The sequence below is a fragment of the Aeromonas sp. QDB34 genome (genome assembly GCF_027705405.1).
GTDB lineage: Bacteria > Pseudomonadota > Gammaproteobacteria > Enterobacterales > Aeromonadaceae > Aeromonas > Aeromonas hydrophila.
The window spans coordinates 117400-135196 of the sequence record NZ_JAPDBT010000006.1; the positions used below are offsets into that span (position 1 = coordinate 117400).

15 protein-coding genes are annotated in these 17797 nt (G+C 64.4%); 5 read left to right on the top strand and 10 right to left on the bottom strand.

Going from position 1 to position 17797, the window contains the following annotated elements:
- Positions 1–32: 32 nt before the first annotated feature.
- The 3 genes from OKC29_RS10710 (at position 33) to OKC29_RS10720 (ending at position 7099) form a co-directional block, all read left to right on the top strand.
- Entirely contained in the window at positions 33–2642 is a 2610-nt protein-coding gene (locus OKC29_RS10710; RefSeq protein WP_029303808.1) for a glycosyl hydrolase family 18 protein, read from the top strand.
- Positions 2643–2714: 72 nt separating this feature from the next.
- A complete protein-coding gene (locus OKC29_RS10715; protein ID WP_073349049.1) occupies positions 2715–5093 on the top strand; it encodes a M66 family metalloprotease in 2379 nt (792 codons plus the stop codon).
- A gap of 83 nt (positions 5094–5176) precedes the next feature.
- Positions 5177–7099, top strand: a complete 1923-nt coding sequence (locus OKC29_RS10720; RefSeq protein WP_278254829.1) for a glycoside hydrolase family 19 protein — start codon at positions 5177–5179, stop codon at positions 7097–7099.
- Between the two features lie 59 nt (positions 7100–7158).
- Here OKC29_RS10720 and OKC29_RS10725 read toward each other — a convergent pair whose 3' ends face one another.
- Positions 7159–7959 carry a putative RNA methyltransferase gene (locus OKC29_RS10725; RefSeq protein WP_073349053.1) on the bottom strand — a complete coding sequence of 267 codons (801 nt, stop codon included), beginning with the start codon at positions 7957–7959 and terminating at the stop codon, positions 7159–7161.
- Between the two features lie 125 nt (positions 7960–8084).
- The gene (gene crp, locus OKC29_RS10730; protein WP_011704916.1) at positions 8085–8723 is read right to left on the bottom strand and encodes a cAMP-activated global transcriptional regulator CRP; all 639 of its coding nucleotides are present in this window, start codon (positions 8721–8723) and stop codon (positions 8085–8087) included.
- A 311-nt stretch (positions 8724–9034) separates the two neighbouring features.
- Here crp and OKC29_RS10735 point away from each other — a divergent pair, with 311 nt between their 5' ends.
- Both OKC29_RS10735 and OKC29_RS10740 read left to right on the top strand, forming a co-directional pair.
- Entirely contained in the window at positions 9035–9439 is a 405-nt protein-coding gene (locus OKC29_RS10735) for an OsmC family protein (protein ID WP_162275621.1), read from the top strand.
- Between the two features lie 49 nt (positions 9440–9488).
- Complete coding sequence (locus OKC29_RS10740) at positions 9489–9785, top strand: MliC family protein (RefSeq protein WP_011704918.1); 297 nt, start codon at positions 9489–9491, stop codon at positions 9783–9785.
- Positions 9786–9842: 57 nt separating this feature from the next.
- On the opposite strand, the gene OKC29_RS10745 is transcribed toward OKC29_RS10740, so the two are convergent.
- The 8 genes from OKC29_RS10745 to arnC all read right to left on the bottom strand — a co-directional run bounded on the left by OKC29_RS10745 (position 9843) and on the right by arnC (position 17794).
- Positions 9843–10373 (bottom strand): DUF4136 domain-containing protein, encoded by a 531-nt coding sequence (locus tag OKC29_RS10745; RefSeq protein ID WP_011704919.1) that lies wholly within the window; start codon positions 10371–10373, stop codon positions 9843–9845.
- Between the two features lie 15 nt (positions 10374–10388).
- Complete coding sequence (locus tag OKC29_RS10750; protein WP_073349057.1) at positions 10389–11258, bottom strand: phosphoribulokinase; 870 nt, start codon at positions 11256–11258, stop codon at positions 10389–10391.
- Between the two features lie 175 nt (positions 11259–11433).
- On the bottom strand, positions 11434–11880 hold the full coding sequence (arnF, locus tag OKC29_RS10755) for a 4-amino-4-deoxy-L-arabinose-phosphoundecaprenol flippase subunit ArnF (RefSeq protein WP_073349059.1): 447 nt from the start codon (positions 11878–11880) through the stop codon (positions 11434–11436).
- Positions 11877–12221: an EamA family transporter gene (locus OKC29_RS10760; RefSeq protein ID WP_041218461.1), complete on the bottom strand. Its 345-nt coding sequence runs from the start codon at positions 12219–12221 to the stop codon at positions 11877–11879. The genes arnF and OKC29_RS10760 overlap by 4 nt, the downstream gene beginning before the upstream one ends.
- Positions 12221–13864 carry a lipid IV(A) 4-amino-4-deoxy-L-arabinosyltransferase gene (gene arnT, locus OKC29_RS10765; RefSeq protein WP_073349061.1) on the bottom strand — a complete coding sequence of 548 codons (1644 nt, stop codon included), beginning with the start codon at positions 13862–13864 and terminating at the stop codon, positions 12221–12223. Before arnT ends, OKC29_RS10760 begins: the two co-directional genes overlap by 1 nt.
- Positions 13865–13933: 69 nt before the next feature.
- Entirely contained in the window at positions 13934–14833 is a 900-nt protein-coding gene (gene arnD, locus OKC29_RS10770; protein WP_073349063.1) for a 4-deoxy-4-formamido-L-arabinose-phosphoundecaprenol deformylase, read from the bottom strand.
- Positions 14826–16817: a bifunctional UDP-4-amino-4-deoxy-L-arabinose formyltransferase/UDP-glucuronic acid oxidase ArnA gene (gene arnA / locus OKC29_RS10775; RefSeq protein WP_073349065.1), complete on the bottom strand. Its 1992-nt coding sequence runs from the start codon at positions 16815–16817 to the stop codon at positions 14826–14828. The genes arnD and arnA overlap by 8 nt, the downstream gene beginning before the upstream one ends.
- Complete coding sequence (gene arnC / locus OKC29_RS10780; RefSeq protein ID WP_065476009.1) at positions 16814–17794, bottom strand: undecaprenyl-phosphate 4-deoxy-4-formamido-L-arabinose transferase; 981 nt, start codon at positions 17792–17794, stop codon at positions 16814–16816. The genes arnA and arnC overlap by 4 nt, the downstream gene beginning before the upstream one ends.
- Between the last annotated feature and the right edge of the window lie 3 nt (positions 17795–17797).

The window sequence follows — 17797 nt, forward strand, 5'->3', positions numbered from 1 at the left end:
CTATTCCAAGAACGAAATAAGGATATTCAACTATGTTAAGTCCAAAACCCTCCGTACTGGCGTTGTTGGTCGGGGGTCTGTGTGCCTCCTCCGCCTTCGCTGCCGCCCCCGGCAAACCCACCATCGGCTGGGGGGAAACCAAGTTCGCCATCGTCGAAGTGGATCAAGCTGCCACCTCCTACAACAAGCTGGTCAAGGTGCACGCCGATGGCGCGCCGGTCAGCGTGAGCTGGAACCTCTGGTCCGGTGATGTCGGCCAGACCGCCAAGGTACTGCTCGACGGCAAGGAGGTGTGGTCCGGCGCCGCGTCCGCCTCCGGCACCGCCAACTTCAAGGTCACCAAGGGGGGCCGCTACCAGATGCAGGTGGCGCTGTGCAACGCCGACGGCTGCACCCTCTCCGACAAGAAAGAGATCCTGGTGGCCGACACCGACGGCAGCCATCTGCTGCCGCTCAAGGCGCCGCTCAAGGAGAACAACAAGCCCTATGTCAACAAGACCGGCAAGGTGATGGGGGCCTACTACGTGGAGTGGGGGGTCTATGGTCGCAAGTTCACCGTGGACAAGATCCCGGCCCAGAACCTGACCCACATCCTCTACGGCTTCACCCCGATCTGCGGTGGCAACGGCATCAACGACAGCCTGAAAGAGATCTCCGGCAGCTTCGAGGCGCTGCAGCGCTCCTGTGCCGGCCGCGAGGACTTCAAGGTATCCATCCATGATCCCTGGGCCGCCATCCAGATGGGGCAGGGCAATCTCACCGCCTATGACGAACCCTACAAGGGCAACTTCGGCAACCTGATGGCGCTCAAGAAGGCCTATCCGGACCTGAAGATCCTCCCCTCCATCGGTGGCTGGACCCTCTCCGACCCCTTCTTCTTCTTCGGTGACAAGACCAAGCGCGACACTTTCGTCGCCTCGGTGAAGGAGTATCTGCAGACCTGGAAATTCTTCGACGGGGTGGATATCGACTGGGAATTCCCGGGCGGCCTCGGGGCCAACCCCAACCTCGGCAGCCCCTCCGACGGCGAGACCTATGTGCTGCTGATGAAGGAGCTGCGCGCCATGCTCGACGAGCTGAGCGCAGAGACGGGCCGCACCTATGAGCTCACCTCCGCCATCAGCGCCGGCGGTGACAAGATTGCCAAGGTGGACTATCGCGCCGCCCAGCAATACATGAATCACATCTTCCTGATGAGCTACGACTTCAACGGCGCCTGGACCAACACCGGGCTGGGTCACCAGACCGCGCTCTACGAGTCGAGCTGGGATCCCAACACCAAGTACACCACCGACAAGGGGGTCAAGGCGCTGCTGGGGCAGGGCGTAGAGCCGGGCAAGGTGGTGGTGGGTGCCGCCATGTATGGTCGCGGCTGGACCGGCGTCAGCGGGTATCAGGGCAACAACCCCTTCACCGGCACCGCCACCGGCCCGATTGCGGGAACCGAAGCGGAAGGGATCTGGGAGAAGGGGGTCATCGACTACCGCGGCATCGCCAAGGGCAAGATGGCCGGCGACTGGCAGTACAGCTATGACGAAGTGGCCGAGGCACCGTCCGTGTTCAAGGCTTCCACCGGCGAGCTCATCACCTTCGATGACGAGCGCTCGGTCAAGGCCAAGGGGCAGTACGTGCTGGCCAACCAGCTCGGCGGCATGTTCGCCTGGGAAATCGACGCCGACAACGGCGACATTCTCAACGCCATGCACGAGGGGCTGGGCCACGGCGATAGCACACCGCCGGTCAACAAGCCGCCGGTGGCCAACGCCGGCACCGATCTCGCGGTGACCGGGCCGGCCCAGCTGGTGCTGGACGGTTCCTCCTCCCGCGATCCGGAAGGGGCGGTGCTGAGCTACAGCTGGGCCCAGATATCCGGTCCCAAGGCGACCCTGAGCGATGCCACCCAGGCCAAGGCCAAGGTGAGCGTCGATGCGGTGAGCCAGGACGTCAATCTGGTGTTCGAGCTGACCGTGACCGATGACCACAATCTCAGCGCCAAGGATCAGGTGGTGGTGACCAACAAGGCACCGCAACCCAACCTGCCGCCGGTCGTCACGGTGCAGGACAAGGTCTCGGTGCAGGCCGGCAAGCAGGTGAGCATCACCGCCAGCGCCACCGACCCCAACGGCGACACCCTGAGCTATCAGTGGAGCGTGCCGGCCGGGCTCACCGCCAGCGGTCAGAACAGCAAGACCCTGGTGGTGACGGGCCCCAGCGTCACCGTGGAGACCGGTTATGACCTCACCGTCACCGTGACCGACGGCGCCCTGGATGCCCAGGGCAAGACCCGCCTCACCGTGACCCCGGTCAGCGGTGGCGGCGACTGCAACGCCACCGATCCGGATGCCGCCAACTGGCCGGCCTGGAAGGCCTCGACCACCTACAACGGTGGCGAGAAGGTGAGCCACAACCAGCTGGTGTGGCAGGCCAAATACTGGACTCAGGGCAATGAACCGAGCCGCACCGCCGATCAGTGGAAGCTGATAAGCCAGGTGCAGCTGGGCTGGGATGCCAGCGTTGCCTACAACGCCGGAGACGTGACCACCCACAACGGTCGCCAGTGGAAGGCCCAGTACTGGACCCGCGGCAACGAGCCCGGCAAGCACGACGTCTGGCAGGACATCGGCGCCGCCAGCTGCAAATAACCTCACCGTAAAACCCATCGGGGCATGCCAGGCATGCCCCCTTTTTTCCCCATAACAACAAAGAGCACCACCATGACCACATGCACTACACGTCTTGCCTGCCTGATCGGCGCAGCCCTGGCAAGCGGCCCGCTGCTGGCCGCCGTTCAGCCACCCGCTCCGCTGGTCTTTGACGCCACCCGTCCGCAGAACGATCTGCAGGGGTCGCTGCTGGCCAGCATCCAGTTTGCCCAGAGCCAGATCCTGCCCGCCCACCCGCGGGAGGGGGACAACCAGCCCCGCCTCACCGCCCTGCGCAAGAGCCTGCTGCTGGTACGCCCGCTGCAGGCCGGCAACCAGGCGCCGCTGGCGCTCGAGGCCCGCGACGGCGCCGGCAAGCTGCTCGGCAGCCTCACGCTGGATCCCCCCTCCCGCCTGCCCAAGACCGCCTACTACCTGGAAGGAACGCCGGAGGAGGGGGTCGACTTCACCCCGGGTCCCGGCACCAGTGCCGTCATCAACAGCAGCAGCGAGCTGGCCAGGTTGAGCGATCCAAGCGGCGCCTTCCTGCTCGGCAAGTTGCAGCCCCATGCCCTGGTCACCATCCAGACCGCCGATGGCCGCTGGGTGCGCGACATCCACCTGCCGCGCGACGCGAGCCTGGAGGGCAAGATGGTGCGCCTCGCCTCCAATGCCGGCTACAACTCCACCGTCTACTTCAGTGGCGGCCAGGTAACAATCTCCCGCGGCCAGAGCCAGCAGTTCAAATTCGTGCGCGGCCAGTGGATCCGCGATGGCGAGCTGGAAAACAACGGCATCACCTATGCCAGCGATGCCTGGAGCGCCGTGCTGCCGGCCGAGTGGATCATGCCCGGCCTCACCCTGCGACTGAGCCAGGGGGATCTGAGCGGCGAGCTGAGCGACCTCAAGGTAGGGGCGCCGGGGGAGCTGCTGATCCACACCATCGACATCGGCATGCTGACCAGCCCGCGCGACCAGTTCGCCTTTGCCAAAGATAAAGAAGCCCAGCGGGAGTACTTCCAGACCATTCCCGCCAGCCGACTCATCGTCAGCCAGTATGCGCCGCTGTCGCTGCCGGAAGTGATGCTGCCGGATGGCACCCTGCTCACCGACTTTGATCCGAGCGAGGGGGGCTGGCACAGCGGCACCATGCGCCAGCGCATCGGCAAGGAGCTCATCTCCCTTGGCATCGACAATGCCAACTACGGCATCAACAGCACCGCCGGGGAGGGGGAGAACAGCCATCCCTACGTGGTGGCCCAGCTGGCGGCCCACAACAGCCGCGGCAAGTACGCCAACGGGGTGCAGGTGCACGGCGGCTCCGGCGGGGGCGGCATCGTCACCCTTGACGCCTCCCTTGGCAACGAGTTCAGCCACGAGGTGGGCCACAACTACGGTCTCGGCCACTACGTGGGCGGCTTTGCCGGCTCGGTGCACCGCAGCGCCGATCAGATCAATGCCACCTGGGGCTGGGATGGCGACAAGAACCGCTTCATCCCCAACTTCTTTGCGAGCCGCAGCGGCCAGAGCGCCTGCCTCGATGGTCAGTGCCAGGCCCCGTTTGATGGCCGCAAGTTCGGCTTCGATGCCATGGCCGGCGGCGAGCCGCTCTCCGGCTTCAACCGCTTCACCCTCTACACCCCAAATTCGGCCGCCATCATCCAGCGTTTCCTCGAGAGCAAGGCGGTGTTCGACGCAGCATCCCCCACCGGTTTCAGCAAGTGGAACGAAAGCCAGGCCAGGATGGAGCCCTACCGCCACCGGGTCGATCTCGCCGAGCAGATCACCGCGCCGGTGAGCGATCTGGGAGAGGTCAAGCTGGCCGCCCTGCTGGCCGAGTACGATCTGGTCAAGGTGGCCATGTGGGATGGCAACTGGACCCGCAACATCCAGCTGCCGACCGCCTCGGCGGTCAATCGCGGCCGCATCGTCAGCATCGACCACAACGCCGGCTACAACAGCACCCTCTTCATCAACGGCCAGCAGATCACCGTCTCGCGCGGCTTCAAGAAGAGCTACCGCTCCGACGGCAGCCGCTGGAACGAGGGGGCGCCGACGGATCTGGCGGCTGATCGCAAGCCCGCCGCCTTCGGGGTGCCGGTGACCACCCTGGTCGGTTACTACGACCCGCAGGGTCAGTTGCCGAGCTACCTCTATCCGACCCTGCACGGCGCCTACGGCTTTGCCTATGGCGATGACGGCGAGCGGCTCGGCAACAGTGACTGCCAGTTGCAGGTGGAGACCCGCGACGGCCTGCTGCGCTTCAAGCTGGCCAATCACCGGCTGAGCGCCAGCGTGATGAACAAGTTCCACGTCAACGTGCCGAGCGCGAGCGAGCCGCGCAGCGCCAGCGTGCTGTGCCGCAACCAGTCACAGGCCGATGCCCAGCTTGCCCCGGCCCCGGCCGGGCTCGGCTACACGGTCAACGGCATGCCGCTGGCGGCGCGCTGAGTGTTTTTCTCCTTTCTCCTCGCGCAATGCGAGGTGCCACTGGCGGGGGCCAAGCCCCGCCTTTCATCAAGCAAGAGGTAAATATGATGACAAGAAAGTCCTCTGTGGCCACCCTGCTGGCCGGGCTCTGTCTGAGCGGTCAGCTGTGGGCCGCCAGCGCCTATGACATCAATCAGGGCTATGGCGGCGGCAGCCAGGTCAGTTTCAACGGCCAGATCTACGAGGCCAAATGGTATGCCAATCCGGGCCAGAGCCCGGGCGTGCAGGTCGCCAACGAGTGGGATTCTCCGTGGGCCCTGCTGGGGGCGGGGGAAGCGACGCCACCGGGTGACGGGGAGGGCATTGCTCCGCCTACGCAGGGAGGCAGCGGCGCCGCTGACGGCAGCACCGTCTACCTGAGCCAGAGCGAGCTGGATGCCAGGGAGCATGCGCTCACCGACTTCCCGGCCATGACGGCGGTCAAGGCCTCCATCGCCACCCGTGACAACGCCGTGGTCGAGGCGGTGGCCCCCGGCCTGCCGCTCAACCCCGCCAACGTCAAACGGGTGGAGGGGCTGCTCAGCGAGTCGCAGTTCAACTTCCTGTTCCCGCTGCGGGCGCCGGAGTACACCTATCGCGGCTTCCTGCAGGCGGTGGCCAAGTTCCCGGCCTTCTGCGGCGACTACAGCGACGGGCGCAACGCCGAGGCCATCTGCCGCAAGTCGCTGGCCACCATGTTCGCCCACTTCGCCCAGGAGACCGGCGGCCACGAGAGCTGGCGCCCCGAGCCCGAGTGGCGTCAGGGCCTGGTGTGGGTGCGGGAGATGGGCTGGACCGAGCAGATGCGCGGAGGCTACAACGCCGAGTGCCGGCCGGATGTGTGGCAGGGTCAGCAGTGGCCGTGCGGCAAATTCGACAACGGCGAATTCAAGAGCTACTTCGGTCGTGGCGCCAAGCAGCTGTCGTACAACTACAACTACGGCCCCTTCTCCGAGGCCATGTTCGGCACTGTGCGCACCCTGCTGGACAACCCGGAGAAAGTGGCAGACACCTGGCTCAACCTGGCCAGCGCCGTGTTCTTCTTCGTCTATCCACAGCCGCCCAAGCCCTCCATGCTGCACGTGATCGACGGCACCTGGCAGCCCAACGCCCACGACCGGCAGAACGGCCTGGTGCCGGGCTTCGGGGTGACCACCCAGATCATCAACGGCGGGGTGGAGTGCGGCGGTGCGGCCGAGCATGCCCAGTCCCAGAACCGGATCACCTACTACCAGGCCCAGGCCCAGTATCTGGGCGTGCCGGTGCCTGCCGACGAGGTGCTCGGTTGCAAGAACATGAAGGTCTTTGACGAGGCCGGCGCCGGCGCCCTGCCCATCTACTGGGAGAACGACTGGAGCTATGTGCCGGGCAACCCCAACGGTGGCAAGAGCTACGCCTGCAAGCTGGTGGGCTACCAGACCCGCTTCAGCGCGTTCAAGGAACGTGACTACAGCCGCTGTGTGCAGCACTTCTTCCCCGAGGTGGTGATCGAGGACAACGGCGGTGGCACCAACCTGCCGCCGGTGGCCAGCATCAGCGGCCCGAGCGAGGCGCTGGGCGGCGCTACCGTGCTGCTCTCCGGCCAGGGCTCGAGCGATCCGGAAGGCAAGCCCCTCAGCTACGCCTGGACCCTGCCTGCCGGGGCCAGCGCCTCGGATCTGACGCAGTCCACCCTGAGCGCCATCCTGCCGCCGACCCCGACCAGCGACACCCGCTACGGCTTCGTGCTCAAGGTGACCGACGACAAGGGGCTGAGCCGCAGCGCCACCCACGAGATCCTGATCAAGGGCAGTGGCGGTACCACGCCGCCGGATGGCAACCCGCCCTACAAGGAGGGCACCTCCTACAAGGCCGGTGACAAGGTGAGCAACCTGGGCGGCAACTACCAGTGCAAGCCCCATCCCTACACCGGCTGGTGTGCCGGCGCAGCCTGGGCCTATGAGCCCGGCAAGGGCACGGCCTGGAGCGATGCCTGGATCAAGCTGTAACGGCATCTCCGCGCAATAAAAAAGGCCCGTCAGGGCCTTTTTTCATGAAGTGAGTTCGCTCACAGCGGCTTTTGCCACAGGCTCAGCAGCAGATCCTGCTCCAGCTCGTCCGGTCCCTGATGGCTGAAGGCGTGGCGCTGTTCACCGCTGGCGCGCCAGCCGAGGCGGCTGGTCTCCAGGATGAAGCTGCGCAGCCCCTGGTCCATCTGCATGCTGAACTGGCAGCGCAGCTGACCCATGGGGTTGAGGCCGGCCAGGCTCGGCCAGCTCAGCGGGTGCTCCATGCTGACCGGGTTGAGGCTGACCCTCAGTTGCCACTGGTGGCGGGGGCCGGGTTGCAGGTAGAGCAGGTAGCCGCCCGGTGCCAGCCAGCTGACCAGCTGCTCGGTCTTGACCTTGAGATCGTTGACCAGCAGCAGCTGGGCCGTGCCCGGCAGGATCGGCGCGCGGGCCGGATCGGCGATGACGAACTGAGCGTCCGGCTGCGCCTTGTTGGCGGCAAAGATGGTGTTCTTGGCGATGTCGACGCCGGCAAATTGCCAGCCCGGCAGGCGCTCGGCCAGGGTCCGGCAGTAGTAACCCTCACCACAGCCCAGGTGGATCAGCTCGCGCGGTTCGAGGGGGGCAAGCAGGCTGGCTATCGCCTCGACCAGCGGCAACTGGTGGCCCTGCTCGAGGAAGTGGCGCTTGGCGCGCATCAGAGCGCGGCTGTCGCTGTCCTTGGGATTCTTCTTGCCGGGGATGAGATCCAGATAGCCTTCCGGCGCGGGATCGAAGTGGTGCTTGTTGGCGCAGTAGACCCCGCGGGAGGCTTCATGAAGTTGCAGCGGGCTGCGACAGATAGGGCATTGCAGGTGCATAGGATTTCTCTTGGCGAAGGCCATGACGACAGGGGCGTTCGGGATTATAGGGGAGACGATCAGAAAAGGCTGCCGTAGCAGCCTTTTTTATCCGGTGACCCAGTGCGGGGCCGCCAGTCGCGGGATCAGCGAGTGCCGAACACCACTATGGTCTTGCCGTGGGCGGAGATCAGCTCCTGCTCTTCGAGCATCTTGAGGATCCGGCCGACGGTTTCACGGGAGCAGCCGACGATCTGGCCTATCTCCTGACGGGTGATCTTGATCTGCATGCCATCCGGGTGGGTCATGGCATCCGGCTGCTTGGCCAGGTTCAGCAGGGTCTGGGCGATCCGGCCGGTCACGTCCAGGAAGGCGAGGTTGCCGACTTTCTGGCTGGTGTGCTGCAGGCGGGCCGCCATCTGGCCGGAGAGGCGCATCAGGATTTCCGGGTTGACCTGGATCAGCTGGCGGAACTTCTTGTAGGAGATCTCGGCCACTTCACAGGAACCTTTGGCACGCACCCAGGCGGAACGCTCCGGGTTTTCGCTCTCCTCGAACATCCCCATCTCGCCCAGGAAGTCGCCCTGGTTCAGATAGGAGAGGATCATCTCCTTGCCTTCATCGTCCTTGATCAAGACGGCCACAGTGCCCTTGACGATGTAGTAGAGGGTTTCCGCTTTCTCACCCGCGTGGATCAGGGTGCTCTTGGCGGGATACTTATGAATGTGGCAGTGCGACAAGAACCATTCCAGGGTGGGATCGCTTTGCGGTTTGCCAATGACCATGAGAATTCCTCTGTAGTGTCTTTTTATGGACTCGTGCGTCCGGGCAAGCTGCCAACCTTGCCATTCCTTGTATTAGTCGCAGTAGGATAAGAGCCTTTGTCTGTGCTGACAAGGCTTTGAGGGCTTTTGCCAGCTCCCCTTGCAACCCCTGCTGCGTTCCGTTCGCCATTGTAGGGAAGATGGGGGCATCAGATGTTGATTTTGATCTAGTTAGTCAGGAAGTTCGTGAAAATGGCGGATATGTGCCGCTGTCGCGTCGTCTGCGGTATGCTATGTCAGTCAGATCTGTCGTCATCAAGAGGAAATGTGAAATGAAAGCCAAGGTCAGCTGGGTGGAAGGCATGCAGTTTGTGGGCGAGAGTGAGTCCGGTCACAAGGTGACCCTGGACGGTGCCAACCCCGGCGAAGGTGCCAGCCCGATGGAGATGATCCTGCTGGCGGTGGGCGGTTGCAGCTCGATCGACGTGGTCTCCATCCTGGAGAAGGCGCGTCAATCCGTGACCGCCTGCCATGTGGAGCTGGCCGGAGAGCGGGCTGACTCGGTGCCGCGGGTATTCGAGAAGATCCACCTCCACTTCGTGGTGACCGGCAAGGGGCTGGCCGAAAAGCAGGTGGCCCGTGCGGTGGATCTGTCGATGGAAAAATATTGTTCAGTTTCCCTGATGTTGGAAAAAGCGGTAGAAATTACCCATAGTTATCAAATTCTTGAAGCCTGATAGCAGTGGCTCTTCCGATCGAATAACACCATGACATAAGGAAAGTGCAATGAAAAAGATGATAGCGTTACTCCCCCTGCTGGGGCTGGCAGCCTGCAGCATGCCGCAACCGACCCAGTACCAGTACAGCCAGTATCAGTGCGGTGAGGAGTTGCTGGCCGTGACCTATGATGCCCAGGCCGACATGGTGCAGTTCCCCTATGCCGGGGTCTATCACAAGCTGGGCCGGGTCGAGGCGGAGTCCGGTGCCAAGTATTCCGACGGTGTGACCACCTTCTGGAATCAGGAGAAGCAGGCCATCCTCAGCCAGAAAGGGGTAACCCTGCTGACTTGCCAGCGCAAGTGATCGTCATGGTGTGATGACAACGGCCTGCTCAATGCAGGCCGTTTTGCATATTGGGGGTCAGTGCGGCAGGGCGTTGAGCATCTTGGCGGCCAGTTGCTGGCTCAGTTGCTGACGCTCCCCTTCGGCGATGGCCACGTCGCTGGCCAGGGAGATGGCGCTGCTCCACACCGCCTGCTGGGTGCGCCGGTCGAGCAGCACGATGGCCAGGGTACCCTTGCGGGCATCGGCCTTGGCCTGCAGCCCAGGGGTCATGCCGAGGCGGGCGAAGATCTCGCCATCGCTCAGATCCTTGCTGCCGGCCACCCCGATGGCGACCCACACATCGGCCTCGTCGAGGGGCACGCTCTGCCAGCCCTTGCGCCCCAGCTCCTGATTGACCGCCTGTTGCACCGGCTCCAGCCAGCCTTCGGCGCTGTCGCCGGCATACTGGAACTGCTCGGCCAGCGCATAGCGCGGCGTCGCCCCGAAAGGCCAGCTGGCCGCCGGGCGCACCACCATGGTGCCCGCTTCCAGGGTCGGCGCGGCCGGGCCGCTGCTGCAGCCACCCAGCAGGGCGGCCAATCCCACAGAGATAAACGCTAACCGCATCATCAGCTCCTTGGCTCAGGTGATCTTGCCGGTTTCAATCAGTTGCTGGATCAACGGGCGCAGGATCAGCTCCATCGCGAAGCCCATCTTGCCGCCCGGCACTACGATGGTGTTCATCCGTGACATGAAGGATCCGTCGATCATCGACAGCAGGTAGGGGAAATCCACCTGCTTGATGCCGCGAAACCGTATCACCAGCATACTCTCGTCCAGACTCGGGATCACCTTGGCGCTGAAGGGGTTGGAGGTATCCACCGTCGGCACCCGCTGGAAGTTGATGTGGGTGCGGGAGAACTGGGGGGTGATGAAGTTGATGTAGTCGTCCATGGAGCGGACGATGGAGTCGGTCACCGCCTCGCGGGAATGGCCGCGCTCCGAGGTATCGCGAATGAGCTTCTGGATCCACTCCAGGTTGACGATGGGCACCACCCCGATGAGGAAGTCCACGTGGCGGGCCACGTTGTGCTCATCGGTGACCACGCCGCCGTGCAGCCCTTCATAGAACAGCAGATCGGTGTCGCTTGGCAGGTTCTGCCAGGGGGTGAAGGTGCCCGGCATCTGGTTGAAGGGTACCGCCTCGTCGAAGCTGTGCAGGTAGCGACGATACTGACCGCTGCCGTTCTGGCCGTACTCCTGAAAGAAGCTCTCCAGCAGGCTGAAGTCGTTGGCCTCGGGGCCGAAATAGCTGATGTGGCGCCCCTGTTCGCGCGCCTTGCGGATCGCCACGTCCATTTCCGGGCGGGTGTAGCGATGAAAACTGTCCCCTTCCACCACGGCCGCCTGATAACCGAGCTGATGAAACATGGAGCGAAAGGCGTTGGTGGAGGTGGAGGTGCCGGCTCCGGACGAACCGGTAACCGCAATGATGGGATGCTTTGCCGACATAGAATTCTCTCTTCCTTGGGAGTTCCGTTATAAAGGCATGTTCCGAGTGCGGTCAAGTGTGCGACCTGACAGTACCATCGCGCAACTGCTTCGCTGGCGTGCCAGCGTGCCTCCATCAGCGGCAGACGCAAAAAAGGGCTGCCGTGGCAGCCCTTGCGACAAGCAAAGAGAAAAACTAGCCGGCCTGCTTGGTGCCGGCCGCAGGCTTGATCCCCACCAGCACGGCCCCTAGCAGAATGAACAGCACCCCGAGCGCCTTGCCGGGCTCCAGTGGCTCGGCGAAGAGCGGGATGTTGACCGCCAGCAGGTAGACCAGCGCATAGCTGGTGCTGAGCAGGGGGTAGGCGATGTTGAGCGGGGTGGAGTGCAGTGCCGCCAACCAGCAGAGCAGCGACAGGGCGTAGCAGCCCACCCCGGCCAGGATCACCAGCAGCGGCAGCGGATGGGCCAGCATCACGGCAAGATCCATCTGCCAGGTCGGCAGCTGGATCACCCCCCACTTCATGCCAAGCTGGGCGGCCGTCACCAGCAAGATGCTGCCGAGCACGTAGAGATACCCCTTCAGCGCCGCTCTTGCAGGGCTGGCCGGTGGTTGGCCCGCCTGCGGATGATCATCGCTCATAGCAAGCCTCCCAGCAGCAGGGCGCCCACTATGATGGCCCCCACTCCCAGCCAGTTGTGGTAGCTGATCTGCTCGTGAAAGAACAGCCTGGAACCCACCAGCACCAGCACCAGATTGATGCTGAGCATGGGGTAGGCCATGCTGAGCGGCAGCCGCTGCAGCAGGTAGATCCAGAGCAGCATGCCGCAGCCGAGTGCCGCCACGCTGGCGATGAGCCAGGGTGAGCACAGCTTCTGCCAGTGGTTGCAGGGCCGGCGCTGCCAGCTGACGACCGCCTGCTTTTGCAGCATCTGGCCGCTGCAGGTCAGCAGGCACACCAGCAACAGCAGCAGGATGTCCATCACTGGGCCCCGTGGTAGATGAGCAGGGTCAGTCGGTGACTGACGATGGTCTCGTCGGCGGGGGGCACGGGCCCGGTGTTGCCGTCGCGATCGGTCTTCATCAGCAGGGCTACCTGCCCATTCTTGCGCGCTTGTGCCAGCCAGGCCGGGAAGTCGGCGCGGGCCACGTAGCGCCCCGCCGCATCCGGGTAGCCGAGGCCGTAATGCACCTCGCCCTTGCTGTCGAACAGGTTGATCTCGCTGCGCTGGGTACCCCAGGCGAGGGAGGAGGCCAGTCCGACGTCGTTGGCCAGCAGGGTGCCCGACTTCATCAGCACGGCCTGATTGGCCTCGATGAAGCGCTCCGGCAGCTTGGAGTCGATCAGCGATTGCGGCAGCGCCCAGGGCAGGCCGATGGCCAGCACCATGGGGCAGAGCGCGCTCAGGATCCAGCGGCGGCTGACCTCCTTCAACTGGAGGAAGCCGAGCAGACTCCAGCCGGCGAAGATGACCATGGCCACCGCCAGCGCACCGTGATCCTCCTCGCCATAGACGGCGTGGCTGGGGGAGAACGCCAGCACGGCCAGCACCACCAGGCAGATGAGGCCGAACAGGCCGTTCAACCAGGCATTGACCCGCAAGGCCCGCTCTTTCCCTTCCTTGAGCAGGTCGACGGCGCTGGCGGCCATCAGCATGGCGAGCGGGGCGAAGCAGGGCAGGATGTAGGTGAGCAGCTTGCCCTTGGCAATGCTGAAGAACAGCAGTGGCAGGATCACCCAGGCCAGCAGGTAGAGGGTTTCCGGGTTTATCTTGCGCTCCTGCCAGCCCTTGCGCAGGGCGCCTGGCAGCAGGCCGAGCCAGGGCAGGGTGCCGAGCAGCCCCATGGGCAGGTAGTACCAGAACGGCGCCTTGTGCTGGGCGTTGTCGGCGGCGAAGCGCTGGATGTGTTCAACCCAGAAGAAGTAGTGCCAGTAGTCCGGTTCGCGCAGGTGCACGGCGATGGCCCAGGGGGCGGCCAGCAGGACCGCGCTCAGGATGGCCAGCGGCCCGAAGCGCACCAGCTCGAGCAGGCGGCGCTGATAGATGACGTAGGGCACGATGACCACCACGGGCACCGCCAGGGCGATGAAGCCCTTGGTGAGAAAGCCCATGCCGCAGGCGAGGCCGAACAGCAGATAGCCACCGACCCGGCTGCCAAGGGAGCCCTCCTTGCGAATGATGTAGAAGCTCACCATGGCGGCGTTGAGCCAGAGGGTCACCATGGCGTCCAGCACGCTGTAGGTGCCGATGCCGTAGACGATCAGCAGCGACAGATAGATGAGCCCGGTCAGGAAGGCCTTGCGCCGGCACTGCCACAGCTGCAGGGCAAACCAGCAGATCAGCAGGGCGCTCAGGCCGGTGGCGGCGGCAGAGGCGAAGCGCACGGCGAAGTTGGTGTCACCGAACAGCTGCTGGCTGATGCTGTTGAACCAGTAACCGGCGATGGGTTTCTCGAAGTAGCGCAAGCCCAGGAAGTGGGGCACGACCCAGTCTCCGGTGCTCACCATCTCCCGGCTGATCTCGGCGTAGCGGTTTTCGTCCGGGCTCCATAGCGGCCGCTGGTCGAGCGGCAGCAGGTAAAAGAAGAGAAAGAACAGGGGCAGGGCCCACTTGGTCAACGTCATGACATCCTCTGTTGCATGGTGTGATTAGCGCGATGGTTAGTCCTGCCACCCGAGGTGGCGTCATTCATCTCAGGCTTCGGCCTTGCAGCCGAGCCAGCCCTCCCGTCCGGGCAGGGTGCCGCGGACCAGCCGGCCGGTCGGCAGCGTGATCGGGTCGGATGGTAACAGATCCCCGAGCGGCACGAAGCGGATGCCGCGCGCCCTGGCTTCGCCGAGCAGGGCATCGAACTGCTCGGCCATCACTATCCCTTCCACTTCGGCGTGGATGGTGTAGACGTGCGGGCCCTGCGCCGGCGGGGTCGCCAGCTGATCCAGCAGGAAACGGTTGAAACCGTCGACCGTTACCTGATGGCCCACCACCTCGTCGAAGGTGGGCAGGTTGACCGGGATCTGCGGGGTGCCTGGGCGGCCATCCTGCAGCAGGGGCCGAAACAGGCCGCTGCCGCGACAGTCGCTGTTGTAGCGAAAGCCGAACTGCTCCTTGGCCTGGGTAGTGAGCGGGTCGGCTCGCCAGCCGGCGGCGGCGGAGCAATCCACTTCGCGCCCCAGGATCTGGTTGAGCGCATCCACCCCGAGCCGGGTCTGACGAGTGAGCTCGGCTTCGTCCCAGCGCCCGGTGTTGGCCTGCCAGCCGTGGTGATCCCAGGCGTGCAGCCCCACCTCGTGACGGGCGCTGTCGGTGTCGCGCATCAGGGAGCCGAGCTGCTTGCCGATGGACTTGCCGGGCCAGGCGGTGCCCGCCAGCAGGATGTCCAGCCCATAGAGGGATGCTGCGTTGGAGCGCAGCATCTTGAGCAGAAAGCGGGGTTTTAGCAGGCGCCACAAGTGGCGCCCCATGTTGTCCGGTCCGACCGAGAAGAAGAAGCTCCCCTTGACCTGATGCTTGTCGAGCAGTTGCAGCAGGCGGGGCACCCCGTCACGGGTCCCCCTGAAGGTATCGACGTCGATCCGCAGACCTACCTCAGTCATGCTCGACTCCCGTGGTGACCGCCCCTTGCAGGAAGAAGTCCAGGGTGTTGCCGATGGTCTCTTCCATCTCGATGGTCGGTTCCCAGTCCAGCAGGCGGCGGGCATTGGCGATGCTCGGCCGGCGGTGGGAGACGTCCTGATAGCCGTCACCGTAGAAGGATTTGCTCTCCACCAGCTTGAAGCCGGCAAACGGCGGGAAGTGGTCGCGCAGCGGGTGAGCCTCGAACTTGGCGAGCAGGATCTCGGCCATCTGCTGGATGCTGGCCTCGTTGTCCGGGTTGCCGATGTTGATGATCTGGCCGTCGCAGCGGTTCTCCTTGTTCTCGATGATGCGGAACAGGGCCTCAATGCCGTCCTCGATGTCGGTGAAGCAGCGCTTCTGGGCGCCACCGTCTACCAGCTGGATCGGGGTGCCGTCCACCAGGTTGAGGATCAGCTGGGTGATGGCGCGGGAGCTGCCGATGCGGGCGGAGTCCAGGCTGTCCAGACGCGGCCCCATCCAGTTGAAGGGACGGAACAGTGTGAAGTTGAGCCCCTCTTTCTTGCCGTAGGCCCAGATGACCCGATCCAGCAACTGCTTGGAGACCGAGTAGATCCAGCGCTGCTTGTTGATGGGGCCGACGATGAGGCGGGAGCTGTCTTCATCGAAGCTGTGATCGTCGCACATCCCGTACACCTCGGAGGTGGAGGGGAAGATGATGCGCTTGTGGTACTTCACGCAGTAGCGGACGATCTTGAGGTTCTCCTCGAAGTCGAGCTCGAACACGCGCAGCGGGTTGCGGGTGTACTCGATGGGGGTGGCGATGGCCACCAGCGGCAGGATCACGTCGCACTTCTTGATGTGATACTCGATCCACTCGGTGTGGATGCTGATGTCCCCCTCCACGAAGTGGAAGTTGGGGTGACCGATGAAGCGGTCCACCGCGCTGGAGCCGATGTCGAGGCCATACACCTCGTAGCCGCCATCCTGGAGCAGGCGCTCGGTCAGGTGGTTGCCGATGAAGCCGTTGACGCCGAGGATCAGCACCCGGGTCAGCCGCGCCTTGCGCAGGGCATTGCTCGCCTTGGCGCCAATCTTCATCCCTTCGACCAGCCCCAGTTCGCGGGCCAGCTGGGCGCCGCGCACATAGAGTCCGCCTTCGGCCTGACCGGCCACGATCTCCAGCACCCCTTCACCGCAGGCGATGCGCAGCGGCTCCTGGCTCAGGATGGTGCCCGGCTGCTTGTCGCTCTGCTGGGTCAGCCAGTGGCTCTTCCACACCGTCAGCTTGCGATCGCCGGCGAAGCTGAAGGCGCCCGGGTAGGGCTGGGTGACGGCGCGCACCAGGTTGTGCAGTTCGCGGGCCGGGCGGTGCCAGTGCAATTCGCCATCGGCCGGGGTGCGGCGGCCATAGTAGCTGGCCTTGCTCTCATCCTGCGGGGTGAGGCGGATGTCGCCGGCGCGCAGCCTGGGCAGCTCCTGCTCCAGCAGCGCCCGGGCGGCGAGGCGCACCTTGCCGTGCAGGGTCAGCGCGGTGTCGTCGTCGGCAATGGCCACCGCCTGCTGGGCGACGATGGCGCCTGCGTCGGGCTTGGCGGTCATCTGGTGCAGGGTGATGCCGGTCTCGCTTTCACCGTTGACCAGGCACCAGTTGATGGGGGCACGACCGCGATAAGCTGGCAGCAGGGAGCCGTGCAGGTTGAAGGCGCCGACGGTCGGGATGTCGAGGATCGCCTGCTTGAGCATGTTGCGGTAGTAGAAGGAGAAGAGGGCCTGGGGCGCCAGCTCGCGAATGCGCTCAATCCAGAGCGGGTGGTTCACGTCCTCGGGGGAGTAGACCGGCAGGTTGTGCTCTGCGCAGAGCTGGGCGACCGAGCCGAAGAAGCGGTTCTCGCCCGGATCATCGGCGTGGGTGAAGACGGCCTGGATCTCGTAGCCTGCCTCAAGCAGGGCCTCGATACCGGTGCAACCGATATCGTGATAAGCAAAGACGACGACTTTCATTGTTCAGCTTCCTGTTGCGAAGGGGTGGTGGCGCTGCGCACGATCTGGTGGATGAAGTAGCGGGGACGGGCACGCACGTCGGTGTACATGCGGCCTATGTATTCTCCCAGCAGCCCCATGCCCAGCAGCTGCACGCCGACAAAGGTGAAGAGAATGGCAAAGAGGGTGAAGACGCCATCGGCGGCCCAGTCGGCGCCCAGAATGAGGCGCATCAGGATCAGCAGGATGGAGAAGGTAAAGCCGATGCCCGCCACCACGCTGCCGACGATGCTGAGCAGACGCAGCGGGGTGGTGGTCATGCAGGTGACCAGGTCATACATCAGGTTGATGAGGTGCATCAGCCCGTATTTGGACTCGCCGTGGGCCCGCTCGGCGTGGCCCACTTCCAGCTCTATGGTGCGGCGAGCGAAGCTGTTGGCCAGGATGGGGATGAAGGTGCTGCGCTCCTGGCAGCAGAGCATGGCGTCGATGATGTGACGGCGATAGGCGCGCAGCATGCAGCCGTAGTCGCTCATGTGCACGCCGGTGGCCTTTTGCACCGACTTGTTGATGAGTTTGGAGGCAGTCTTGCGAAACCAGGAGTCCTGCCGGTTGCGGCGCATGGTGCCCACCACGTCGTAGCCCTGCATGGCGGCTTCCACCAGGCGAGGGATCTCCTCCGGCGGGTTCTGCAGATCCGCATCCAGGGTGATCACCAGATCCCCCTTGGCGGTCTCGAAGCCGGCCATGATGGCGGCGTGCTGACCGTAGTTGCGGTTGAGCAGCACCCCGACCAGCTTGCTGCCCTCAACGGCGGCGGCGTCTCTGATGAGCTCGGTGGAGCCGTCGTGGCTGCCGTCATCGATCAGGATCACCTCGTAATCCTGTGACAGCAGATCGCAGGCGGCGGTGACCCGGCTCAGCAGCGCGGGCAGGCTGGCCTCCTCGTTGTAGACGGGGATGACCACCGAAACCAGCTTGATGTCAGTGTTGTTCACGTT